This window comes from Streptomyces sp. SID10853, from assembly GCF_010548145.1.
Lineage (GTDB): Bacteria > Actinomycetota > Actinomycetes > Streptomycetales > Streptomycetaceae > Streptomyces.
This window is the reverse complement of record NZ_JAAGLN010000139.1, coordinates 1-18,498: the sequence shown is the minus strand read 5'-3', so window position 1 is coordinate 18,498 and position 18,498 is coordinate 1. Positions and strand designations below refer to the sequence as shown.

Below are 18,498 nucleotides of genomic sequence, written 5' to 3'. Positions count from 1 at the left end.
GCCGAGGCCGACGAGGTGGTGGGGGAGTCCGCGGACGCCCGCCCCGTACGGTCGGTTGACCCGCTGACGCCGCTGCACCGGGCGGACGGCCACCGCGCGCGACCGCCCGCGACGGCCGCCCTGCTCACCGCTGCCCTCCAGCTCGGCAGTGCGGCGCGCACCACCGAACTGGCCGTCCAGTACGCCAAGGAGCGGGAGCAGTTCGGCCGCCCGATCGGCGGCTTCCAGGCCGTCAAGCACCTCTGCGCTCAGATGCTCGTACGGACGGAGGTCGCCAGGGCCGCGGTGTACGCGGCGGCGGTGACCTCCGAAGCGGGCGGTGACGGCGAAGGGCGGGGCGGGACAGGCGCGGGCACCGGACTGGCCGCCGCCGGACCGGCCGCCGCCGAAGTGGCCGGCACCGAAGTGGCCGGAGCCGGAGCCGCGGGCGCCGGACTGGCCCCTGCCGAAGTGGCCGGCACCGAATCCGCGGGCGCCGGAGCTGCCGCCGTCGAAGTGGCGGGCGCCAAGCTGCTGGCCGACGACGCGGCCGTCCGTAACGCCCGGGACTGTCTCCAGGTACACGGCGGCATGGGATTCACCTGGGAGTCAGATGTTCATCTCCATCTGAAACGGGCCTGGGTGCGGGCCGGGCAGTGGATCACCGGGGCCGAGGCCGAGGAGCTGATCGCGGCCGCGCTCTGAGGGCTGACGGGAGTTACCCGGGCGTCACCGAGCGTTGATACCGGGTTGTGTCCTTCGAGCGGGCCGTCACGGGCCGGAGTCGGCGTCGCGCTCCGGTACGCTCCGTGAGATGCGGACGACCGTGTTGCGCGGATGGCCCGCCGGCACCTCAGGGGTGGCGGCGGATCGGGGAATGCGCGCCGTTCGCACCGTACGTGGGTGCGAGAGGCGCCTTCGTTCGACTGACCGCGGCAGGCGTCGCACAGTATGCACCACGCCTACTCCTTCGCGCTGGAATATGCCTGAAGCGCTTGTTGCGGTGACTGTACGTCAACCATGCTGTCTCTCACGGGAATCACGGTCCGTGATCCCTGAGAGGCGCTAGGCGATGTTCCCCCGGTGCTTGATAAGCCCTGGGGGGTACCCCCGGCCGGTTCGGATGGTGTGAGCGGTGCAGGTGCTTCAGGTTCAGCTGGAGGTCGGACCCGATCCCGCAGAGGTGGGGCGGGCCCGTAGGTGGGCGCGGTCCAGGCTCGTGGGGTGCGGGATAGGGGTGGACGAGCCCCTGACCGAGACGCTGATTCTGCTGATCTCGGAACTCGTGACCAACGCCGTGGTGCACACGGGGTGTCCGGCCGTGCTGCGGATGCTGTTCGGGCCGCCCGACGTCGCCGGTACGGTCCGGGTCGAGGTCGCCGACATCAGTGCCTGCCCGCCACGGCCCCGGCACGCGGAGGGCGAGGACACCAACGGCCGCGGTCTCGAACTCGTCGACGGGCTGGCCGACCGCTGGGGCTGGCAGCCCGAGGGGCACGGCAAGTCCATCTGGTGCGAGGTCGACCGGGGCGGGTGCGAGATCGCTCCGGGGGCGTGCGAGGCGGACAGGGGCGCGTGTGAGATCACGGGAAGTGCGCCGGAGCGCCGGGAAGTTATCCGTGAGACCGCCGCATATGACCCCTCTCGCGCCGTCACATATCGGGTGTAACTCGCATAGCTCTACCCTGGTGTTGACGCGGAGTGTCGATCTGATCACTCTTGCAGGAGCGGTCCGCCTGTGGGGGGACGCCGAGGGTGCCGGGGGGTGTGGGGGCTCGGATCTCGGCGCGTAAGGATCGCGTTCGGCGCCGGCTCCTCTCGGGCAGGGAGGGGCGGTGCCCACGCCGTTCCGGGTGGCGGCTGCCGTGACGCCGCCATCCGGAACCACGGCCCCGCCACCTGGCCGTGGGGTTCATGGCTTCAGAGAAGGGCCACCGGTGCGACCGGCGCCCCCGTGCCCCCCTTGAAGGGCTCGGGCGTCGCGGACAGCAGGAAGCTGTACTGGTCCGCTTCCGCACAGGCTGTGGACAACTCTTCGAGGTTCCAGTTCTGCCCCTGCGGCATACCCATCTCGACCAGATGCAGGGCGTGTACGGGCAGCCACAGATCCTCGCTCTCGGGCGGGAAGATCTCGAAGGTGACGGTGTCGTTGGCGACCGCCGCCACATCCCTGGCGTGGAACCACTCCGGGGTGCGGACCGAGAGCCCGGGCGACGGATAGGTGTAGCCGTTCCGGTCGCCGCTCAGATACAGCCGGATCTGCCCGGTCCGTACGAGCACGATGTCCCCGGCGCGTACCTCGGTCCCCGCCAGTTCCTGCGCCGCCTCCAGGTCCTCGGGTGTCACCGCGTGGCCGCCGTCCAGCCGGTCCACGCCCCGGGCGCGCGCCACGTCGAGCAGCACTCCGCGCGACACGAGGTGCCGCACCGTGCCGATCCCGCTGAACTCGGCTCCGCCGTGGGCCGTGACCGAGTCCGCCGGGCGGCCGTTGTAGAGCTTCCCGGAGTGCGAGGCGTGGGTGAGCGCGTCCCAGTGGGTGCCCGTCTGCAGGCTCATCGTCACGATGTCGTCGCTGGTGGCGACCGTGCCGGGGCCGAACAGCTCCTGGTTGATCTGGACCATCGCGTGGAGCGGGTTCACCCGTCCCGGGATCATCCCGGTCTGTACGCCGTCCTGTTCCAGGGCTATCGCCAGCGGGACGCGGCGGCCGGTCCGCACGGCTGCCGCCGCTTCCCGTACGACCTGGTCGGTGATCAGGTTCAGGGTGCCGATCTCGTCGTCGGCGCCCCAACGGCCCCAGTTGTTCACGCGTGTGGCGATGTCGTGGAATGCGGCCGGCAGTGACATCGGGCCTCCGGGGGTCTTGTGCTCGGCTGTCTGGCTACCCGTAAAATCTAACGGACCGTCAGAAACCGCGGGAAGGGGCCGGACATGGGGAACTTCTTGGCAGGCAAAGTCATCGCCGTGACAGGAGCCGGGCGCGGCATCGGCAGGGCAGTCGCCCTCGCCGCCGCCGCCGAGGGCGCCAGGGTCGTCGTCAATGACTACGGCGTCCCCATCGAGGGTGGTGAACCGGAGAGCGAAGTCGCGGAGTCCGTCGTCAAGGAGATCGTCGCGGCGGGCGGCCAGGCGGTCGCGGTCGCCGACGACATCTCGACGATGGCGGGCGGACAGCGGATCGTCGATGTCGCGCTGGCGCAGTACGGGCGGATCGACGGCGTCGTCTGCGTCGCCGGGATCCTCCGGGAGCGGATGCTCTTCAACATGTCCGAGGAGGAGTGGGACCCGGTGGTCGCCACCCATCTGAAGGGCACCTTCACCGTCTTCCGGGCCGCGTCGGCGGTGATGCGCAAACAGGGCAGCGGCACCCTGATCGGCTTCACCAGCGGCAACCACCAGGGCAGCGTCGCGCAGGCCAACTACAGCGCGGCCAAGGGCGGCATCATCTCGCTGGTGCGCAGTGCGGCGCTCGGTCTCAACAAGTACGGCGTGACCGCCAACGCGGTGGCCCCGGTGGCCAGGACCCGGATGTCCGCGAACGTGCCCATGGAGCTGAAGGAGATCGGCGAGCCCGAGGACGTGGCCGCCCTCGTCACGTACCTCCTCTCGGACCGCGCCCGCGAGGAGAAGATCACCGGCCAGGTGTACACGATCGCCGGTCCGAAGATCGCGGTCTGGGCGCAGCCGAGGGAGCTGCGTGCCGGGTACGCGGAGGGCGCGGCGTGGACACCCGAGCGGATCGCCGACTTCCTGCCGGGCACCGTCGGGGTGGACCCGATGCCGATGCTGGCGCAGCTGGAGGCGATGGCGCGGGCGGCGGCGGCCAAGGAGCGGCCCAATGCCTGACGGCCGGGCGCGGGAGCGTGGTGGCCGGGCACGGGGGTGCGGTGGCCCGGTGCCGGGGTGTGGCGGCGCGGCAGTGAGGTATGGCCGCCCGGCGCCGAGGTGTGTCACCGCGGAAGTACGGTGTGGAGGCCCGGCGCTGAGGTGCGGCACCCCACCGCTGAGGTGCGGCCGGCCGTCACCGGGGCGTGGTGGCCCGGCCGGCCGGGGCGCGGGCCACGAGGAGGAGGCGCGACAGCGTGGATTTCTCTCCCGGACCTGACGACGCCGCGTTCCGTGCCGAGGCGCGGGACTGGCTGAAGGACCACTTCACCGGCGAGTTCGCCACCGCCGAAGCCGCCGGCGGCCCCGGCAGCGAGCACGAGGACGCCGGGCTGCGCCGGGCCTGGGAGCGGGAGCTGGGCAGCGGCGGCTGGATCGGCATCGGCTGGCAGGGCGACTTCGGCAACCGCCGGGCCACCCTGACCCAGCAGGTCGTCTGGGCCGAGGAGTACGCGGCGGCCCGCGCCCCCGGCCGGGTCGGCCACATCGGCGAGAACCTCCTCGCGCCCACCCTCATCGCCTTCGGCGACGACGACCAGAGAGCCCGCTTCCTGCCGCCGATCGCGCGCGGCGAAGCGCTCTGGTGCCAGGGGTACAGCGAGCCGGGAGCCGGTTCCGACCTGGCGGCGGTACGCACCGCCGCCGTACGCGACAGCGACGGCACCTACCGCGTCACTGGCCAGAAGATCTGGACGTCACTGGCCCTGGAGGCCGACTGGTGCTTCGTGCTGGCCCGTACGGAGCAGGGCTCGCGCGGCCACCACGGGCTGTCCTTCCTGCTGGTCCCGATGGACCAGCCGGGCCGGATCGACGTACGGCCGATCCGTCAGATGTCGGGCACCAGCGAGTTCAACGAGGTCTTCTTCGACGGCGCGCGGGCCGACTGCGTGGTCGGCGGCGACGGCAACGGCTGGCAGGTCGCCATGGGCCTGCTCGCCCTGGAACGCGGAGTATCCACGCTGGTCCAGCAGATCGGCTTCGCCCGCGAGCTGACGGAGGTCGTCGGCGCGGCGATCGCGTCGGGCGCCACCGCCGACCCGGTGCTGCGCGACCGGCTGGTACGCCAGTGGGCCGAGCTGCGCACCATGCGGTGGAACGCGCTGCGCACCCTGGGGCGTACGGACGACGCGGGCGCCCCGAGCGTCGCCAAGCTGCTCTGGGGCGGCTGGCACCAGCGGCTCGGGGAGCTGGCGGTGCAGGTGCGCGGGGCGGGCGGCGCCGTCGGGCCGACCGGGTGGGCGCCCGGCCATCCGTACGAACTCGACGCACAGCAGAGGCAGTTCCTGTTCAGCCGGGCCGACACGATCTATGGCGGCTCCGACGAGATCCAGCGCACCATCATCGCCGAGCGGGTGCTCGGCCTACCGAGGGAGCCGAGATGAGGGGTGTCGTCTTCGACGGCAAGCAGGCCCAGGTGGTCGATGACCTGGAGATACGTGATCCGGGGCCCGGCGAGGTCCTGGTGGACGTCGCGGCGGCGGGGCTCTGCCACAGCGATCTGTCGGTGATCGACGGGACGATCCCGTTCCCGGCGCCCGTGGTGCTCGGGCACGAGGGCGCGGGTGTGGTCGAGGCGGTGGGGGCGGGTGTGAAGCATGTGTCCCCGGGTGACCATGTGGCGCTCTCCACGCTCGCCAACTGCGGTGCGTGCGCGGACTGCGACCGGGGCAGGCCGACGATGTGCCGCAAGGCGATCGGGCGGCCGGGCCGGCCGTTCTCGCGGGGCGGGGAGCCGCTCTACCAGTTCGCGTCCAACTCGGCCTTCGCCGAACGGACTGTCGTCAAGGCGGTCCAGGCGGTGAAGATCCCCACCGGTATCCCGCTCACATCGGCGGCGCTGATCGGGTGCGGGGTGCTGACCGGGGTCGGGGCGGTACTGAACCGGGCGAAGGTCGACCGGGGCGACTCGGTGGTCGTCATCGGCACCGGCGGCATCGGCCTCAACGTCCTGCAGGGCGCCAGGATCGCCGGTGCCGGGGTGATCGTGGCGGTGGACGCGAACCCGGCGAAGGAGGAGGTGGCCCGGCAGTTCGGGGCGACGCACTTCCTCACATCGGCCGAGGGCGTCCGGGACGTCCTGCCGAAGGGCGCCGACCACGCCTTCGAGTGCGTGGGCCGGGTGGAGCTGATCCGCCAGGCCATCGACCTCCTGGACCGCCACGGCCAGGCGACCCTCCTCGGCACCCCGCCCGCGACGGCGGAGGCGTCGTTCCTGGTGTCGTCCCTGTTCCTGGACAAGTCCATCCTGGGCTGCCGCTACGGGGCTTCGCGCCCGCAGCGCGACATTCCGCTGTACGCGGGGCTGTACGAGCGGGGGGCGCTGCTCCTCGACGAGCTGGTGACGCGGACGTATCCGGTGGAGGACTTCGCGGCGGCGGTGGCCGATGCGGAAGGGGGGAAGGTGGCGCGGGGCGTACTGACGTTCTGAACGAACGACGCGGCGCGCTTCCTCCACGGGGCTCCGCCCCGGACCCCGCTCCGCAAGCGCCGGAGAGGCTGAGACGTAGCCTCTCCGGCGGGGGGTACGGGGCGGAGCCCCCGAGTACGGTCAGCCATCCCCCGCGGGCGCGCGCAGCGTTCGTACCTGGGGCGACAGCAGCGCCCCGCACGTCGCCAGAACCGTGAGCCCCGCGCACCCGGCGAGCGCGGCCCTGGGCCCCACGACCGCAGCGACCGGGCCGGCCACCAGCAGCCCCAGCGGCGCCAGCGCGAGGGAGCCGAACCAGTCGTAGGAGCTGACCCGGGACAGGACTTCCTGGGGAACCTCCCGCTGCATCGTGGTCTCCCACAGCGCGCCGAACACATCGCCGGCCAGGCCGGAGCAGAACATCGCCAGGCAGATCACCCACACAGGCGCCTGCGCGGCGAGCAGCCCCATCGGCAACGCGATCACGAAGACCGCGAGGACCGCGACGAGGACGGGGCGGCGCACCCGGAGCCGTACGGCGAAGGACGCCCCCGCGACGGTGCCCACCGCCTGCGAGGCGACGATCAGGGACCAGGTGCGCGCCCCGCCGAGGTCCGCTTCCGCCTCCAGCGGGCCCAGTACCCCGGACGTCGCCGAGACCGCGGCCACCATGACGGCGGCCTGGCAGACCACGACCCACAGCCACTGCCGGGAGATGAACTCCTTCCAGCCGTCGCGGAGATCGGCCCAGCCGGATGACGCGGCCCGCGCGGCCGTCGTGAGCCGCAGCCCCCGGATGAGGCCCGCGCTCACCACGAAGGAGGCGGCGTTCAGGGCGAGCGCCCAGCCCGCGCCGAACTGTGCGACGGTCACGCCGGAGAGCGCGAGCCCGAGCACCATCGCGGAGTTCATACCGACCCGCAGCAGCGCGTTGGCCTGCTGGAGCTGCGCGGTGGGGACGATCTGCGGGACGACCCCGGACATCGCCGGGGCGAACAGCGCACTGGCCGTGCCCGCCAGCGCCGCCAGGACGCACATCGCCGTCAGCGGCGCATGCCCGGTGAGCGTCATCGCGGCGAGGCCGCCGTACGCGCCGGCCCCCAGGAAGTCCGAGATCATCATCAGCCGGGACCTGGACATCCGGTCCGCGATCACCCCGCCGATCAGGATGAGGACCAGCTGCGGCAGCGCCTGACAGGCGAGTACGAGAGACAGCCGCCCGGGTGTGGAGCCCGGCAGCGAGAGCACCGCGAACGCCAGCGCCACCCGGGCGAAGGCGTTGCCCAGCACCGAGATGGTCCGCGCGGACGAGAGCAGGACGAACCGCCGCTCACGCCACAGGGAAGGCAACGCCCCGGCCGCGCCGGCTCCTGGGCCGGTGCCGGTGTTGGTGTTGCTGCCGGATCCGGCACCGGATCCGGCCTCGCCCGCACCGGGCTGTGCCGCACCCGCTGCGTCCGCCGTTCCCGCTCCGGGGCCGACCGCGCCCGCTGCGTCCGCCACATCCCCGGGACCAGCCACCCCGGCACCGCTGCCCGCAGCCGAGCCCACAGCGGCACCCGCGGCCAGATCCACCGGCGCGCCCGCAGTCGGGTCAGCGGCCCCCGCAGGGGAGTCGGCAGGGGAGTCAGGAAGGAAGCCGACAGCGGAGCCGGTGCTGTCCGCGGGAGGTTCGGCCGCGGGCCCGGGGATGACCGGGGGCCCGGGGATGGCCGGGGCCGAGCCCGCGGGGGTGTCCGCAGCGGTTTCGGCAGCGGTTTCGGCAGCGGCTTCGAAGGAGTCGGGGGGAGGTGCCATGGGCCGTCACCTTAGACCGGCCTGGAAACCGGTTCGCCGGTTCCCGCTGCCCATTCGGGCCAACTTTCCCTCCCGTACGGAGCAGTCGCGATCCGGCCGGAATTCAGCCGGCCGTCACCGCCCGGTTTCCGTACAGGCCAAGTGCGCCAAGGGGTTTCACGCGATCCGGCGCCGACAGGCCGACGCTTCCGGGAACTGTCATGCGCACGATGCGTGGCGTTCAGCCCCTCGGCCACCTCGTCCTGTGAATCTCAAGCGCGACAAGAGACCCCACAGGAGCCAGGGAGTCAATCCGTATGTCCGCAGACGACGCAGCACGCTCCGCTCTCACCGGCCGCCGCAGGTTCCTCGCCGGATCGGCCGCCGCGCTCGGTGCGGCTGCGACCGCCCAGCTTTCGCTCTCCGGAACCGCATCCGCCGCATCCGCCGCCACCGGACCTGCCGCCTCCACCGGACCCGCCACCACCGGATCCGCCGCGGCCCCGAAACTTCCTGACGGGCTGTTCAGACTCGGCGTCGGATCGGGCGATCCGCTGCCGGACGCGGTCGTGCTGTGGACCCGCCTCGCGCCCGACCCGCTGAACGGCGGGGGGATGCCCGCCTCGCCCGTCGCCGTCGAGTGGCAGGTCGCCGACGACGCGAAGTTCACCAAAATCGTCCGGAGCGGCACCGAGCAGGCCGTCCCCGCGCTGGCCCACAGCGTGCACGCCGACGCGAAGGGCCTCAGGCCCGGCCGCCAGTACTGGTACCGCTTCCGCTGCGGTGGCCAGATCTCGCCCGTCGGCCGTACCCACACCGCGCCCTCGCCGCTCGCGGCCGGCGGCAGTCTCCGTGTCGCGCTCGCCTCCTGCCAGAACTGGCAGCACGGCTATTTCACGCCGTACGCCGACATGCGCGCGCAGGACCCCGACCTGGTCCTCTTCGTCGGCGACTACATCTACGAGTCGGCCCCGGCGGCCGGTTCCGTACGGCTGCACACCGGCAAGGGCGAGCCGTACACCCTGGACGAGTACCGCAATCGCTACGCCCAGTACCGCACCGACCCCGACCTCCAGGCGATGCAGGCGTACGCGCCCTGGGTGGTCACCTTCGATGACCACGAGGTCGACAACGACTTCGCGGGCGAGGTGCCGCAGGACCCGGCGAAGCAGTCGCACGACGCGTTCGTCGCCCGGCTCACCGCCGCCTACCAGGCGTACTACGAGCACATGCCGGTCCGGGCCACGGCGGTGCCGCACGGCCCGCACATCCAGATGTACCGGCGCTTCGACTACGGCAGGCTCATCCGGCTCAACGTCCTGGACACCCGCCAGTTCCGCACCGACCAGGCCGCGACGCAGGCGGGCGCCGAGGACCCGTCCCGGACGATGCTGGGCGCGGCGCAGAAGGACTGGCTGCTGAAGGGTCTGACCAGGTCACCGGCCACCTGGAACGTCATCGCCTCCCAGATCATGATGGCCGAGACCGACCTCATGCCGGGCAAGGGCAAGCTCTGGTACTACGACGCGTGGGACGGCTACCAGGTCGAACGGAACGCGCTGATGCGGCAGTTCCAGTCCGTACGCAATCCGCTGGTGCTCTCCGGTGACCGCCATCTGACCATGATCAGTGACCTGAAGAAGGACTTCGCCGACCCGAAGTCCGCCGTGGTCGGGGCGGAGTTCGTCGGCACGTCGATCTCCAGCAACGGTGACCAGGACCAGACCGTCTTCCACCAGCAGTGGGACCCGCTGAAGGCGGACAACCCGCACTGGAAGGTCATCGACGCCCACCGCGGCTACCACCTCTTCGACATCGGGGAGTCGTCGGTGGACGCCCAGGTCCGGGTCGTGGACACGGTCCTCAGCAAGAAGGCGAAGGCCAGCACGCTCTCCCGGCTCCAGGTGCGGTCGGAGCGGCCGGGCGTGCAGGTGGTGTGAGCCAGGCGTACGAGGCGAAGGCGGCCGGGGCCGGGCGTCGGGGCCGGGGCCGGGCGTCGGGGGGCGCCCGGCCGGATGGTCAAGCGGGAGTCCGCGTCCGGAACGTACGCCGGTAGACGGTCGGCGGGACCCCCAGTGCCGCCTGCACGTGCTGGCGCATGGACTGGGCGGTGCCGAAGCCCGCGTCCCTGGCCACCTGGTCGACCGGCAGGTCCGAGGATTCCAGCAGATACCGGGCGCGTTCGACCCGCTGCCGGGTGAGCCACTGGCCGGGGCTGATGCCGGCCTCCTCGCGGAAGCGGCGGGTGAAGGTGCGTACGGACATCGACTCCTGCTCGGCCAGGTCCCGCAGCTGGATCGGTTCGTTCAGCCGGGCGAGCGCCCAGGCGCGGGCGGCGGCCGTCGTCGCCGTCCGGTCATCGGGCAGCGGGCGTTCGATGTACTGTGCCTGCCCGCCGTCCCGGTGCGGCGGGACGACCGTCCGGCGCGCGACGTCGTTCGCCACCGCCGTGCCGTGGTCGCGGCGCACGATGTGCAGACAGAGGTCGATGCCGGCCGCCACGCCCGCCGATGTGAGGACGTCGCCGTCGTCGATGAACAGCACGTCGGGGTCGACCAGGACCGTCGGGAACAGCTGCTGGAAGTGGGCGGCGGACGACCAGTGCGTGGTGGCGGGTCGGCCGTCCAGATATCCGGCGGCGGCCAGCACATAGCCGCCGGTGCAGATGCCGACCAGCCGGGTGCCGGGTCTGATACGGCCGAGTGCGGCGGCCAGTTCGTCGGTCAGCCTGCCCTCCTCGTGCACCGGACCCAGTTCGTACGAGGCGGGGACGACGACCGTGTCGGCGGTGGCCAGCGCCTCGGGGCCGTACTCGGCGACTATCGAGAAGTCGGCGTCCGTACGGACCGGGCCGGGCGGGCGGACCGAGCAGGTCACCACCTCGTACAGCGGGTTGCCCGCCGTGTCGTGCGGGCGGCTGAAGATGCGGTGCGGGATGCCGAGTTCGAAGGGGAGCAGTCCGTCCAGGGCGAGCACGACGACACGGTGCGGACGCGGGTGCGGACGGGGCACGGGTTCCTCCCTGGGCAGGTCGGGTGGCCCTGGCCGGTCCGGGGCCGTGGCCGATCAGACCGGTCTGGTGGTCCAGACCAGTCCTTGATATGCATCAGTCACTGTGACTGATAACCACCCGACCGACCAGGTCATTTCCCGCGCGACCACCGCTCCGCCCGCACCGCGCTCCCCGGGCGGCCCGACGAGTGAGCCGCTCACCCTCTGGAATCGCAACTTCCGCTTCTTCTTCACCGCCCGTACCGTGGCGCGCTTCGGGGACGGCATGGTCCCGGTGGCGCTGGCCGCCGGACTGCTCGACACCGGCCACGGCGCCTCGTCGGTCAGCTTCGCCCTCGGTGCGTGGATGGTGTGCTTCGCCGGCTTCGTCATCGTGGGCGGGGTGCTGGCCGACCGGTTCACGCCGCGTCGGATGATGGTGCTCGCCGACGCGATGCGGCTGGTGTCGACCACCGTGCTCGCGGTGGTCTTCGTGGCGGGCGCGCCACCGCTCTGGCTCGTGTACGGGCTGAGCGCGGTCAACGGCCTGGGCGCCGCTCTCTTCCAGCCGGGTGTCGCGAGCATGCTGCCCAAGGTGGTGCCCGATGTGCAGCGCGGCAACGCGCTGCTGCGGGTCGCCGAGTCGCTGACCACGATGGCGGGCCCGGCGGCGGCCGGCGCGCTGGCCGGAGTGGGCGGCCCCGGCACGGTCTTCGGTGTGAACGCGGGGACCTTCGCGGTCAGCGGCGGCTCCCTCTTCCTCATCCGGATGGCGCCGATGGCCCGCACCCACGGTGAGTCGCTCGTCTCGGAAATCGTCGGCGGCTGGCGGGAGTTCAAGGCCCGCAACTGGCTCTGGGGTGTCATCGCGGTCTGGACGGTGTACGGGGTGACGGTGCTCGGACCGCTGACACCGCTGGAGGCGGTCGTGGTCACCGAGCGGCACAGCTCGGCGGTGTACGGCCTGATGATGACGGTCAACGGCGCGGGCAACGCGGTCGGTGGCCTGATCGCCATGCGCGCACGGCCGCGCCGCCCGCTCTTCGCGGGCACCTTCGCACTGTTCGGGGTGATCGCGAATCTGCTGGTGCTGGCGTGGGACGTACCGCTCGCGCTGCTGTCGGCCGGCTTCTTCGTCGGCGGGGTGGCGTTCGCCTTCTGGCTGGTCATGTGGTCGACGACGGTCCAGACGCACGTACCGACCGAGGCGCTCAACCGGCTGCACGCGTACGACGTGGCCGGTTCGCTGATCATGCTCGCGGTGGGGCGGGCGCTGGCCGGGCCGGTCGCCGACGCGGTCGGGATGAAGCAGGTCCTGGTGACCGGGGTGGTGATCAATGTGCTGGTGTGCGGAGTGCTGTTCGCGGTACCGGCGATCAGAGGGCTGCGCCGTGACGCGGAGGTGGCGGTGCCGCTGTAGGGCGGGACCGGCGTGGCCCGATCACATCGAAGGCTGTCCTTCGGGCCACTCGTACGGGCGGCCTCCGCCCGGTGATGCTGACGGCGTGACACAGACATCGGAACCACTCGTCCCGCGGTCCGGGCGGCCGGAGCGACACCGGCAGGGGGCGCAGCTGTCGCCGTCGGACCGGCTGCCACTGTCGGACCAGCCGTTGCCGTCGGACCGGCTGTCGCCCGGCCGGCGCCGGCCGCGGCTGCACCGTGCCTGGCTGGTGGCCGCGGTCACCTTTGTGACGATCATCGGCGCCGCGGCCTTCGCCTCGCTGCCGGGGCTGCTGATCGACCCGCTGCACCAGGAGTTCCACTGGTCGCGCGGCACGATCGGGATGGCGGTCTCGCTGAACCTCGCGCTGTACGGGCTGACGGCGCCGTTCGCCGCGGCGCTGATGGACCGCTTCGGGATCCGCCGGGTGGTGGCCGTCGCGCTCACCGTCATCTCGTTGGGCTCGGTGTTGACCGTGTGGATGACGGCCGCCTGGCAACTGGTCCTCTACTGGGGCGTACTGGTCGGCGCGGGCAGCGGATCGATGGCGCTCGCCTTCGCGGCGACGGTGGCCAACCGCTGGTTCGTCACCAGGAGAGGTCTGGTCACCGGGGTCCTCACCGCGGCGAGCGCCTCGGGCCAGCTGGTCTTCCTGCCGGTCCTGTCCTGGCTGGTCGTGCACCACGGCTGGCGGCCCGCCGCGGTCACGGTGGCGCTCGCGGCGCTCGCGGTGGTGCCGCTGGTGTGGTTCCTGCTGCGTGACCATCCGGCCGACGTGGGCCGGTCGCCGTACGGGGCAGAGGAGTTCGTGCCGAAGCCGCCCCCGCTGACGGGCGCGGCCCGGCGGACGGCCGGCGTGCTCGCCAGGGCGGCCAGGACCGGCCCGTTCTGGCTGCTCGCCGGCACGTTCGCGATCTGCGGGGCATCCACCAACGGCCTGGTGAAGACCCACTTCGTCCCGGCGGCGCACGACCACGGCATGCCGGTCACCGCAGCCGCCTCACTGCTCGCGGTGATCGGTGTCTTCGACGTGGTGGGCACGATCGCCTCCGGCTGGTTCACCGACCGCTTCGATCCCCGCAGGCTGCTCGCGGTCTACTACGCGCTGCGCGGTATCTCGCTGCTCTTCCTGCCGATGCTGCTCGCGCCGTCCGTGCACCCGCCGATGGTCCTGTTCATCGTCTTCTACGGCCTCGACTGGGTCGCCACGGTCCCCCCGACGATCGCCCTGTGCCGCGAGCACTACGGCGATGACAGCGCGATCGTCTTCGGCTGGGTCCTCGCCTCCCACCAGGTGGGCGCGGCACTGGTCGCCTACCTGGGCGGAGTGGTGCGGGACGTCTTCGGCTCGTACGACGTGATCTGGTACGCGTCGGGAGCGATGTGCGCGGCGGCGGCACTGATGGCCCTGGTGCTGAGGCCGCGGGGCGCGGGTGCGACGGCGGTCGCCGCTCCCGTGGCCTGAGTCCGCGCCGGGCGGAGAGACGCTCAGGGCCTGAAGCGGCCGGATGTTCAGGCGGTGGGCCGGCCGGATGTTCAGGCGGCGGACCGGCGGGATGTTCAGGCGGTGCACCGGCCGGATGCTCAGGCGGTGGACCGGCCGGATGCTCAGGCCGTGAACCGGCCGAAAGCCCCCTGGTGGAACAACAGAGGTTCTCCCTCATCCGCGCCGCCCAGGCTCTCCACCCGTCCGACCACGATCAGATGGTCGCCGCCGGTGTGCACGGCGTGGATACGGCAGTCGATCCACGCCGGTACGCCGGTGAGCAGCGGCGCCCCGGTCGCGGGAGCCGGTTCGTGGGCCACCCCGGCGAACTTGTCCGCACCGCTCACGGCGAAGGAACGGCACAGTCCGCCCTGGTCCGCGCCGAGGATGTTGACGCAGAAGAACCCGGCCCGGGCGATCCGCGGCCAGGTCGTGGACGTACGGGCCACCATGAACGCCACCAGCGGCGGGTCCAGCGAGAGCGACGAGAAGGACTGACAGGCGAAGCCGGCCGGGCCGTCCTCGTCGTGTGCGGTGATGACGGTGACACCGCTCGCGAAGTGGCCCAGCACGCGCCGGAATTCCCCGGCGTCGACCGGCAGCCGCTCATCGTCGGCCACGGCCCGCAGCTCGGGGCGCGGGAGTGGATCGACCGGCCCGGTGGCTGTCGGGGCGCCTACGGACCTGAGGTATCGGACGGCGGCGACCGCCATCCCTGCGTGTCCCATCACTCCTCCATTGAAGCTGACGGCCCGTCAGTTGGGAAGGGTGCTGCGGCACTGCCGGCCGCGGGCCGTCGGCAGCGGCCCTCGTCGCGTACCGGACGAGAGGCCCCTACCGCCCCCGGTACCGCGGCGTCCGGCGTTCCACGAAGGCCGCTACGCCCTCGTTCGCGTCGGCCGTCGTCATGTTGATCTCCTGGGCGGCCGCCTCCGCGGCGAAGGCCGTCGTGCGGTCCGATTCCAGGGAGGCGTTCACCAGTTGCTTGGTGAGGGCCAGGGCGCGGGTCGGGCCCTGGGCCAGGCGGGTGGCCCACTCGTGGGCCGTCTTGAGCAGGTCGTCGTCCGGGATCACCCGGTTGACCAGGCCCATGCGTTCGGCGTCCGCGGCGGGAAGCGCGTCGCCGAAGAACATCAGCTCCTTGGTGCGGTGCGGGCCGATGAGCCGGGGCAGCAGATACGCCCCGCCGCCGTCGGGGACGAGGCCGCGGCGGGCGAAGACCTCGATGAACCTGGCCGAATCCGCGGCCAGTACGAGGTCGCAGGCGAGGGCGAGTTGGGCGCCCAGGCCGGCCGCTGTGCCGTTCACCGCGGCGATCACCGGCTTCTCGCAGTCCAGGACGGCCGCGATCAGCCGCTGCGCGCCGAGCCGGATCGTGCGGGCCACGTCGCCCGTGACGCGTTCGGCCGGTGCCTGCGGGCCGCCGCCGCGCAGGTCGGCGCCCGCACAGAAGCCGCGGCCGGTGGCGGTGAGGACGACCGCGCGGATGTCGGGGTCGGCGGACGCGGCGGCCAGGAGGTTGATGACCTCCTCGCGCTGGTCCCAGGTGAGGGCGTTCATCGCGGCCGGGCGGTTGAGGGTGATGGTGGAGACGTGGTCGGTGGTGGTGTGGAGGATCGCGTCTTCTTCGGGAGACGGGGGCATAGGGGCGCCTTTCGGGCTCGGGGTGGGGAGGGGCTGATACCCAGCCCCCCCGGGGAGGGGCTGAATACCCAGCCCCCCGGGGAGGGGCTGAAAACCCAGCCCCTCCGGCGATTGAGGAGCGGGGGTCTGGGGGCGGAGCCCCCAGGGGGCGAGGTGGCGCCGGGCCGGGGACCGGAGGGCTTCCCCCCCCCGCCCCCCCCGGGAGGGCCTAGCGGCACACCGCCAGCGCGTCCAGCGCCACCGCTCCCTGGCCGCGGCCCAGCACCATCAAAGGGTTCACATCCAGTTCCGCCAGCTGGTCGCCCAGTTCCAGGGCCATGCGCTGGATCCGCAGCACCACCTCCACCAGCGCGTCCACATCCGCCGGAGGCGCCCCCCGTACACCGCCCTCCAGCAGGGCGTGGCCCCGGAGTTCGGACAGCATCGTGCGGGCCTGGTCCTCGCCGAAGGGCGGGACCCGTACGGCTGTGTCGTCCAGGAGTTCCACCAGGACCCCGCCGAGCCCCACCGTCACCGTCGGGCCGAACAGCGCGTCCGTGGTGACGCCGACGACCATCTCCACCCCGCGCTCCACCATCTGGCAGACCAGGATGCCGTCCAGGTCGACCGACTCGTACCGGGCGATGTCGGTCAGCTCCCGGTACGCGTCCCGCACCTGGCTCGCCGAGGTCAGGCCGACCTTCACCAGGCCCAGTTCGGTCTTGTGCCCGAGCTGGGCGCCGGACGCCTTCATGACGACCGGGTAGCCGACCTGACCGGCCGCCCGTACCGCCGCCGCCGCGCTGGTCACCAGCTGTTCGCGCGGGACGCGGATCCCGTACGCCCGCAGCAGCTGCTTCGCCGCGTGCTCGCTCAGCTGCTGGTGCGGCCGCATCAGGGCCTGGGCCTTGCGGTACGAGGGGGACGGCGTCCGGGGAGCCTCGTCGAAGGGGGAGCGGTAGCCGGTGGTGAAGCGGTGGTGGTCCAGGTACGCCTTGACCGCGGTGACGCAGTTGCCGAACGTACGGAAGGTGGCCACCCGTTGCGAGCCGAGCAGCGTCGTGCGGTACGCCTCTTCCGTGCCCACCGGCGATCCCCACACCACGCACACCAGCTTGTCCGTGGCCTCCGCCGCGTCCACCAGGTCCTGGGCCAGCTTGTCGCTCATCGGCGGGAAGGGGCCGGTGATCGGACAGATCAGCACCCCCACGTCCGGGTCCGCCAGAATCGCGTCGATGATCTTGCGGCCGCGCCAGTCGCCCACCGGGTGACCGCCGTTGTCGACCGGGTTCGCGACGTTCAGGTACTCGGGTATCCAGGTGTGCAGCTCGGCCTGTTTCTCCGCCGAGAGGACCGGAAGGCCGATCCCGGCCGCCGTCGCCAGGTCCGCGAAGTGGGCCCCCGTACCGCCGGAGATCGAGTACACCACCACCCCGTCCGCCTGTGGTTTCTTCGCGCGGGCCAGCAGGGCCGAGGTGTCCTGGAGTTCGTCCAGGCCGTTCACCCGGATCACCCCGTACTGCCGCATCGCCGCGTCGACCACCTGGTCGGCGCCGGTGAGCTTGCCGGTGTGCGAGGCGGCCGACCTGGCCCCCGTCTCCGTACGCCCCACCTTCACCGCCACGACCGGCACCCCGGCCCGCGCCGCACGGTCGGCGGCCAGCAGGAAGGACCGGCCGTCCTTGAGGCCCTCGACATAGCAGGCGATGGCTCCGACCTCGGGGCGCTCGGCGAAGTACGAGATGAAGTCGGAGGTCTCCAGATCGGCCTCGTTGCCGGTGGGTGCCCAGTGCGAGAGCCGGATGCCCAGCTCCTGCATGGCGAAGACCGGGCGGCCCTGGTGGCCGGACTGGGTGATCAGCGCGACCGCCGGGCCCTCCAGGTCGTCGCGGAACTTCTCGAAGGCGTTCAGGTTCGTGTTGGGGCCGAGCATGCGCAGCCCGGAGCGTTCGACCGCGGCCGTCAGCCGGGTCTGGGCGTCCGCGCCCTGCTCGCCCGTCTCGGCGAAGCCGGAGGCGAAGGCGACGGCGAACTTCACTTTGGCGTCGGCCAGTTGGGGAATGAGCGGCAGTGGGTCGGCGACCAGGAGTACGGCCAGGTCGACGGGTTCGGGCAGGTCGGCCACGCTGGGGGAGCAGGGGAGGCCGAAGACGGCGGTACGGGTCGGATGTACCGGGTGCAGTGTCGCGCCCACCCGCTCCGACCAGGCGATCAGCTGGCGGGTGATCCCGGTGTTCGGCCGGCCGTCGGCGTCGGACGCGCCGATGACGGCCACCGAGCCGGGCCGGAAGAACCGGTCGAGGTCCGGTACGGAGGCGTGCACCGGGCGTCCGCTGACGTCCAGGTCGCCTTCCGCCGCGGCTGTGCCGTGAACGGCGGCGGGTGGCTGCTCCCCGCAGGCCACCACGCGCGCATGGAAGTCGGTGGTGAGGGTGCCGTGAGTCGATCCAAGCATCGTTTCCGCCCGCTCCTGCTCGATGGCCGAAGTACCTGACACTTCGTCAGGTTACTGAACTGACGGCCCGTCAGGAACAGTGCTGCAAGCAAAGACTCGTGGAGGGGCCGGGCTGGTCCGGGGGCGACGGGGGGGGTGGTGCCGGTTGCGGTGCCGGGGTGCGGCGCCGCCCGTTCCCGTACGGCCGTCCGCTCCGTTACGACCGCCCGCTCCCGTCCGACTGCCCGCTCCGTTACGACCACCCGCTCCCGTCCGACCGTCCGCTCCGGTACGACACTTCCCCGTACGGCGCCGCCCGATACCGCCGTACGGCGCCGTCGGCCGGTTCTGGTCCACGCGGTGGCGCCCCCCCCGGTGCCGCCTGCCCGTCGGACACCGGCGCTCGCCGGCGCTGTCCGGCGTTATCCGGCGTCCGCCGGGGCCGCCCGCCGGTGGCCGCGCAGGGCGTGCAG

14 protein-coding genes are annotated in these 18,498 nt (G+C 72.3%); 8 read left to right on the top strand and 6 right to left on the bottom strand.

The window, feature by feature from the left end; genetic code table 11:
* On the top strand, positions 1-684 hold a 684-nt coding region (locus G3I19_RS36970), incomplete at its 5' end, for an acyl-CoA dehydrogenase family protein (protein WP_203600020.1).
* A gap of 430 nt (positions 685-1,114) precedes the next feature.
* On the top strand, positions 1,115-1,648 hold the full coding sequence (locus G3I19_RS23540; RefSeq protein WP_164265683.1) for an ATP-binding protein: 534 nt from the start codon (positions 1,115-1,117) through the stop codon (positions 1,646-1,648).
* A 251-nt stretch (positions 1,649-1,899) separates the two neighbouring features.
* On the opposite strand, the gene G3I19_RS23535 is transcribed toward G3I19_RS23540, so the two are convergent.
* Positions 1,900-2,826 carry a cyclase family protein gene (locus G3I19_RS23535; protein WP_164265682.1) on the bottom strand — a complete coding sequence of 309 codons (927 nt, stop codon included), beginning with the start codon at positions 2,824-2,826 and terminating at the stop codon, positions 1,900-1,902.
* An 84-nt stretch (positions 2,827-2,910) separates the two neighbouring features.
* Here G3I19_RS23535 and G3I19_RS23530 point away from each other — a divergent pair, with 84 nt between their 5' ends.
* From G3I19_RS23530 to G3I19_RS23520, 3 genes are all read left to right on the top strand, one after another.
* Positions 2,911-3,825 (top strand): SDR family oxidoreductase, encoded by a 915-nt coding sequence (locus G3I19_RS23530; RefSeq protein WP_164265681.1) that lies wholly within the window; start codon positions 2,911-2,913, stop codon positions 3,823-3,825.
* Between the two features lie 236 nt (positions 3,826-4,061).
* Positions 4,062-5,246 carry an acyl-CoA dehydrogenase family protein gene (locus tag G3I19_RS23525; RefSeq protein ID WP_164265680.1) on the top strand — a complete coding sequence of 395 codons (1,185 nt, stop codon included), beginning with the start codon at positions 4,062-4,064 and terminating at the stop codon, positions 5,244-5,246.
* Complete coding sequence (locus G3I19_RS23520; protein WP_164265679.1) at positions 5,243-6,292, top strand: Zn-dependent alcohol dehydrogenase; 1,050 nt, start codon at positions 5,243-5,245, stop codon at positions 6,290-6,292. Before G3I19_RS23525 ends, G3I19_RS23520 begins: the two co-directional genes overlap by 4 nt.
* A gap of 120 nt (positions 6,293-6,412) precedes the next feature.
* On the opposite strand, the gene G3I19_RS23515 is transcribed toward G3I19_RS23520, so the two are convergent.
* Positions 6,413-8,068 carry an MFS transporter gene (locus G3I19_RS23515; protein WP_164265678.1) on the bottom strand — a complete coding sequence of 552 codons (1,656 nt, stop codon included), beginning with the start codon at positions 8,066-8,068 and terminating at the stop codon, positions 6,413-6,415.
* Positions 8,069-8,364: 296 nt separating this feature from the next.
* Between G3I19_RS23515 and G3I19_RS23510 the strand changes: the two genes are divergently transcribed.
* Positions 8,365-9,987 carry an alkaline phosphatase D family protein gene (locus G3I19_RS23510; protein WP_164265677.1) on the top strand — a complete coding sequence of 541 codons (1,623 nt, stop codon included), beginning with the start codon at positions 8,365-8,367 and terminating at the stop codon, positions 9,985-9,987.
* Between the two features lie 79 nt (positions 9,988-10,066).
* Here G3I19_RS23510 and G3I19_RS23505 read toward each other — a convergent pair whose 3' ends face one another.
* The gene (locus G3I19_RS23505) at positions 10,067-11,059 is read right to left on the bottom strand and encodes a helix-turn-helix domain-containing protein (protein ID WP_164265676.1); all 993 of its coding nucleotides are present in this window, start codon (positions 11,057-11,059) and stop codon (positions 10,067-10,069) included.
* Positions 11,060-11,162: 103 nt separating this feature from the next.
* On the opposite strand from G3I19_RS23505, the gene G3I19_RS23500 reads away from it, so the two are divergent.
* On the top strand, positions 11,163-12,458 hold the full coding sequence (locus G3I19_RS23500; protein ID WP_343235184.1) for an MFS transporter: 1,296 nt from the start codon (positions 11,163-11,165) through the stop codon (positions 12,456-12,458).
* Positions 12,459-12,636: 178 nt separating this feature from the next.
* Complete coding sequence (locus tag G3I19_RS23495; protein ID WP_164265685.1) at positions 12,637-13,947, top strand: MFS transporter; 1,311 nt, start codon at positions 12,637-12,639, stop codon at positions 13,945-13,947.
* Positions 13,948-14,090: 143 nt separating this feature from the next.
* Here the strand turns inward: G3I19_RS23495 and G3I19_RS23490 are convergent, their stop codons facing one another.
* The 3 genes from G3I19_RS23490 to G3I19_RS23480 form a co-directional block, all read right to left on the bottom strand.
* Positions 14,091-14,681 (bottom strand): flavin reductase family protein, encoded by a 591-nt coding sequence (locus G3I19_RS23490; RefSeq protein WP_164265684.1) that lies wholly within the window; start codon positions 14,679-14,681, stop codon positions 14,091-14,093.
* Between the two features lie 121 nt (positions 14,682-14,802).
* The gene (locus G3I19_RS23485; protein ID WP_164265675.1) at positions 14,803-15,612 is read right to left on the bottom strand and encodes an enoyl-CoA hydratase-related protein; all 810 of its coding nucleotides are present in this window, start codon (positions 15,610-15,612) and stop codon (positions 14,803-14,805) included.
* Positions 15,613-15,820: 208 nt separating this feature from the next.
* Positions 15,821-18,046 (bottom strand): acetate--CoA ligase family protein, encoded by a 2,226-nt coding sequence (locus tag G3I19_RS23480; RefSeq protein WP_164265674.1) that lies wholly within the window; start codon positions 18,044-18,046, stop codon positions 15,821-15,823.
* Positions 18,047-18,498: the final 452 nt, after the last annotated feature.

Bases quoted from the DNA above. Each gene is read 5' to 3' on its own strand.
- G3I19_RS23535 (WP_164265682.1), bottom strand. From the start codon at position 2,826: ATGTCACTGCCGGCCGCATTCCACGACATCGCCACACGCGTGAACAAC.
- G3I19_RS23530 (WP_164265681.1), top strand. From the start codon at position 2,911: ATGGGGAACTTCTTGGCAGGCAAAGTCATCGCCGTGACAGGAGCCGGG.
- G3I19_RS23520 (WP_164265679.1), top strand. From the start codon at position 5,243: ATGAGGGGTGTCGTCTTCGACGGCAAGCAGGCCCAGGTGGTCGATGAC.
- G3I19_RS23515 (WP_164265678.1), bottom strand. From the start codon at position 8,068: ATGGCACCTCCCCCCGACTCCTTCGAAGCCGCTGCCGAAACCGCTGCC.
- G3I19_RS23510 (WP_164265677.1), top strand. From the start codon at position 8,365: ATGTCCGCAGACGACGCAGCACGCTCCGCTCTCACCGGCCGCCGCAGG.
- G3I19_RS23490 (WP_164265684.1), bottom strand. From the start codon at position 14,681: ATGGCGGTCGCCGCCGTCCGATACCTCAGGTCCGTAGGCGCCCCGACA.
- G3I19_RS23485 (WP_164265675.1), bottom strand. From the start codon at position 15,612: ATGCCCCCGTCTCCCGAAGAAGACGCGATCCTCCACACCACCACCGAC.
- G3I19_RS23480 (WP_164265674.1), bottom strand. From the start codon at position 18,046: ATGCTTGGATCGACTCACGGCACCCTCACCACCGACTTCCATGCGCGC.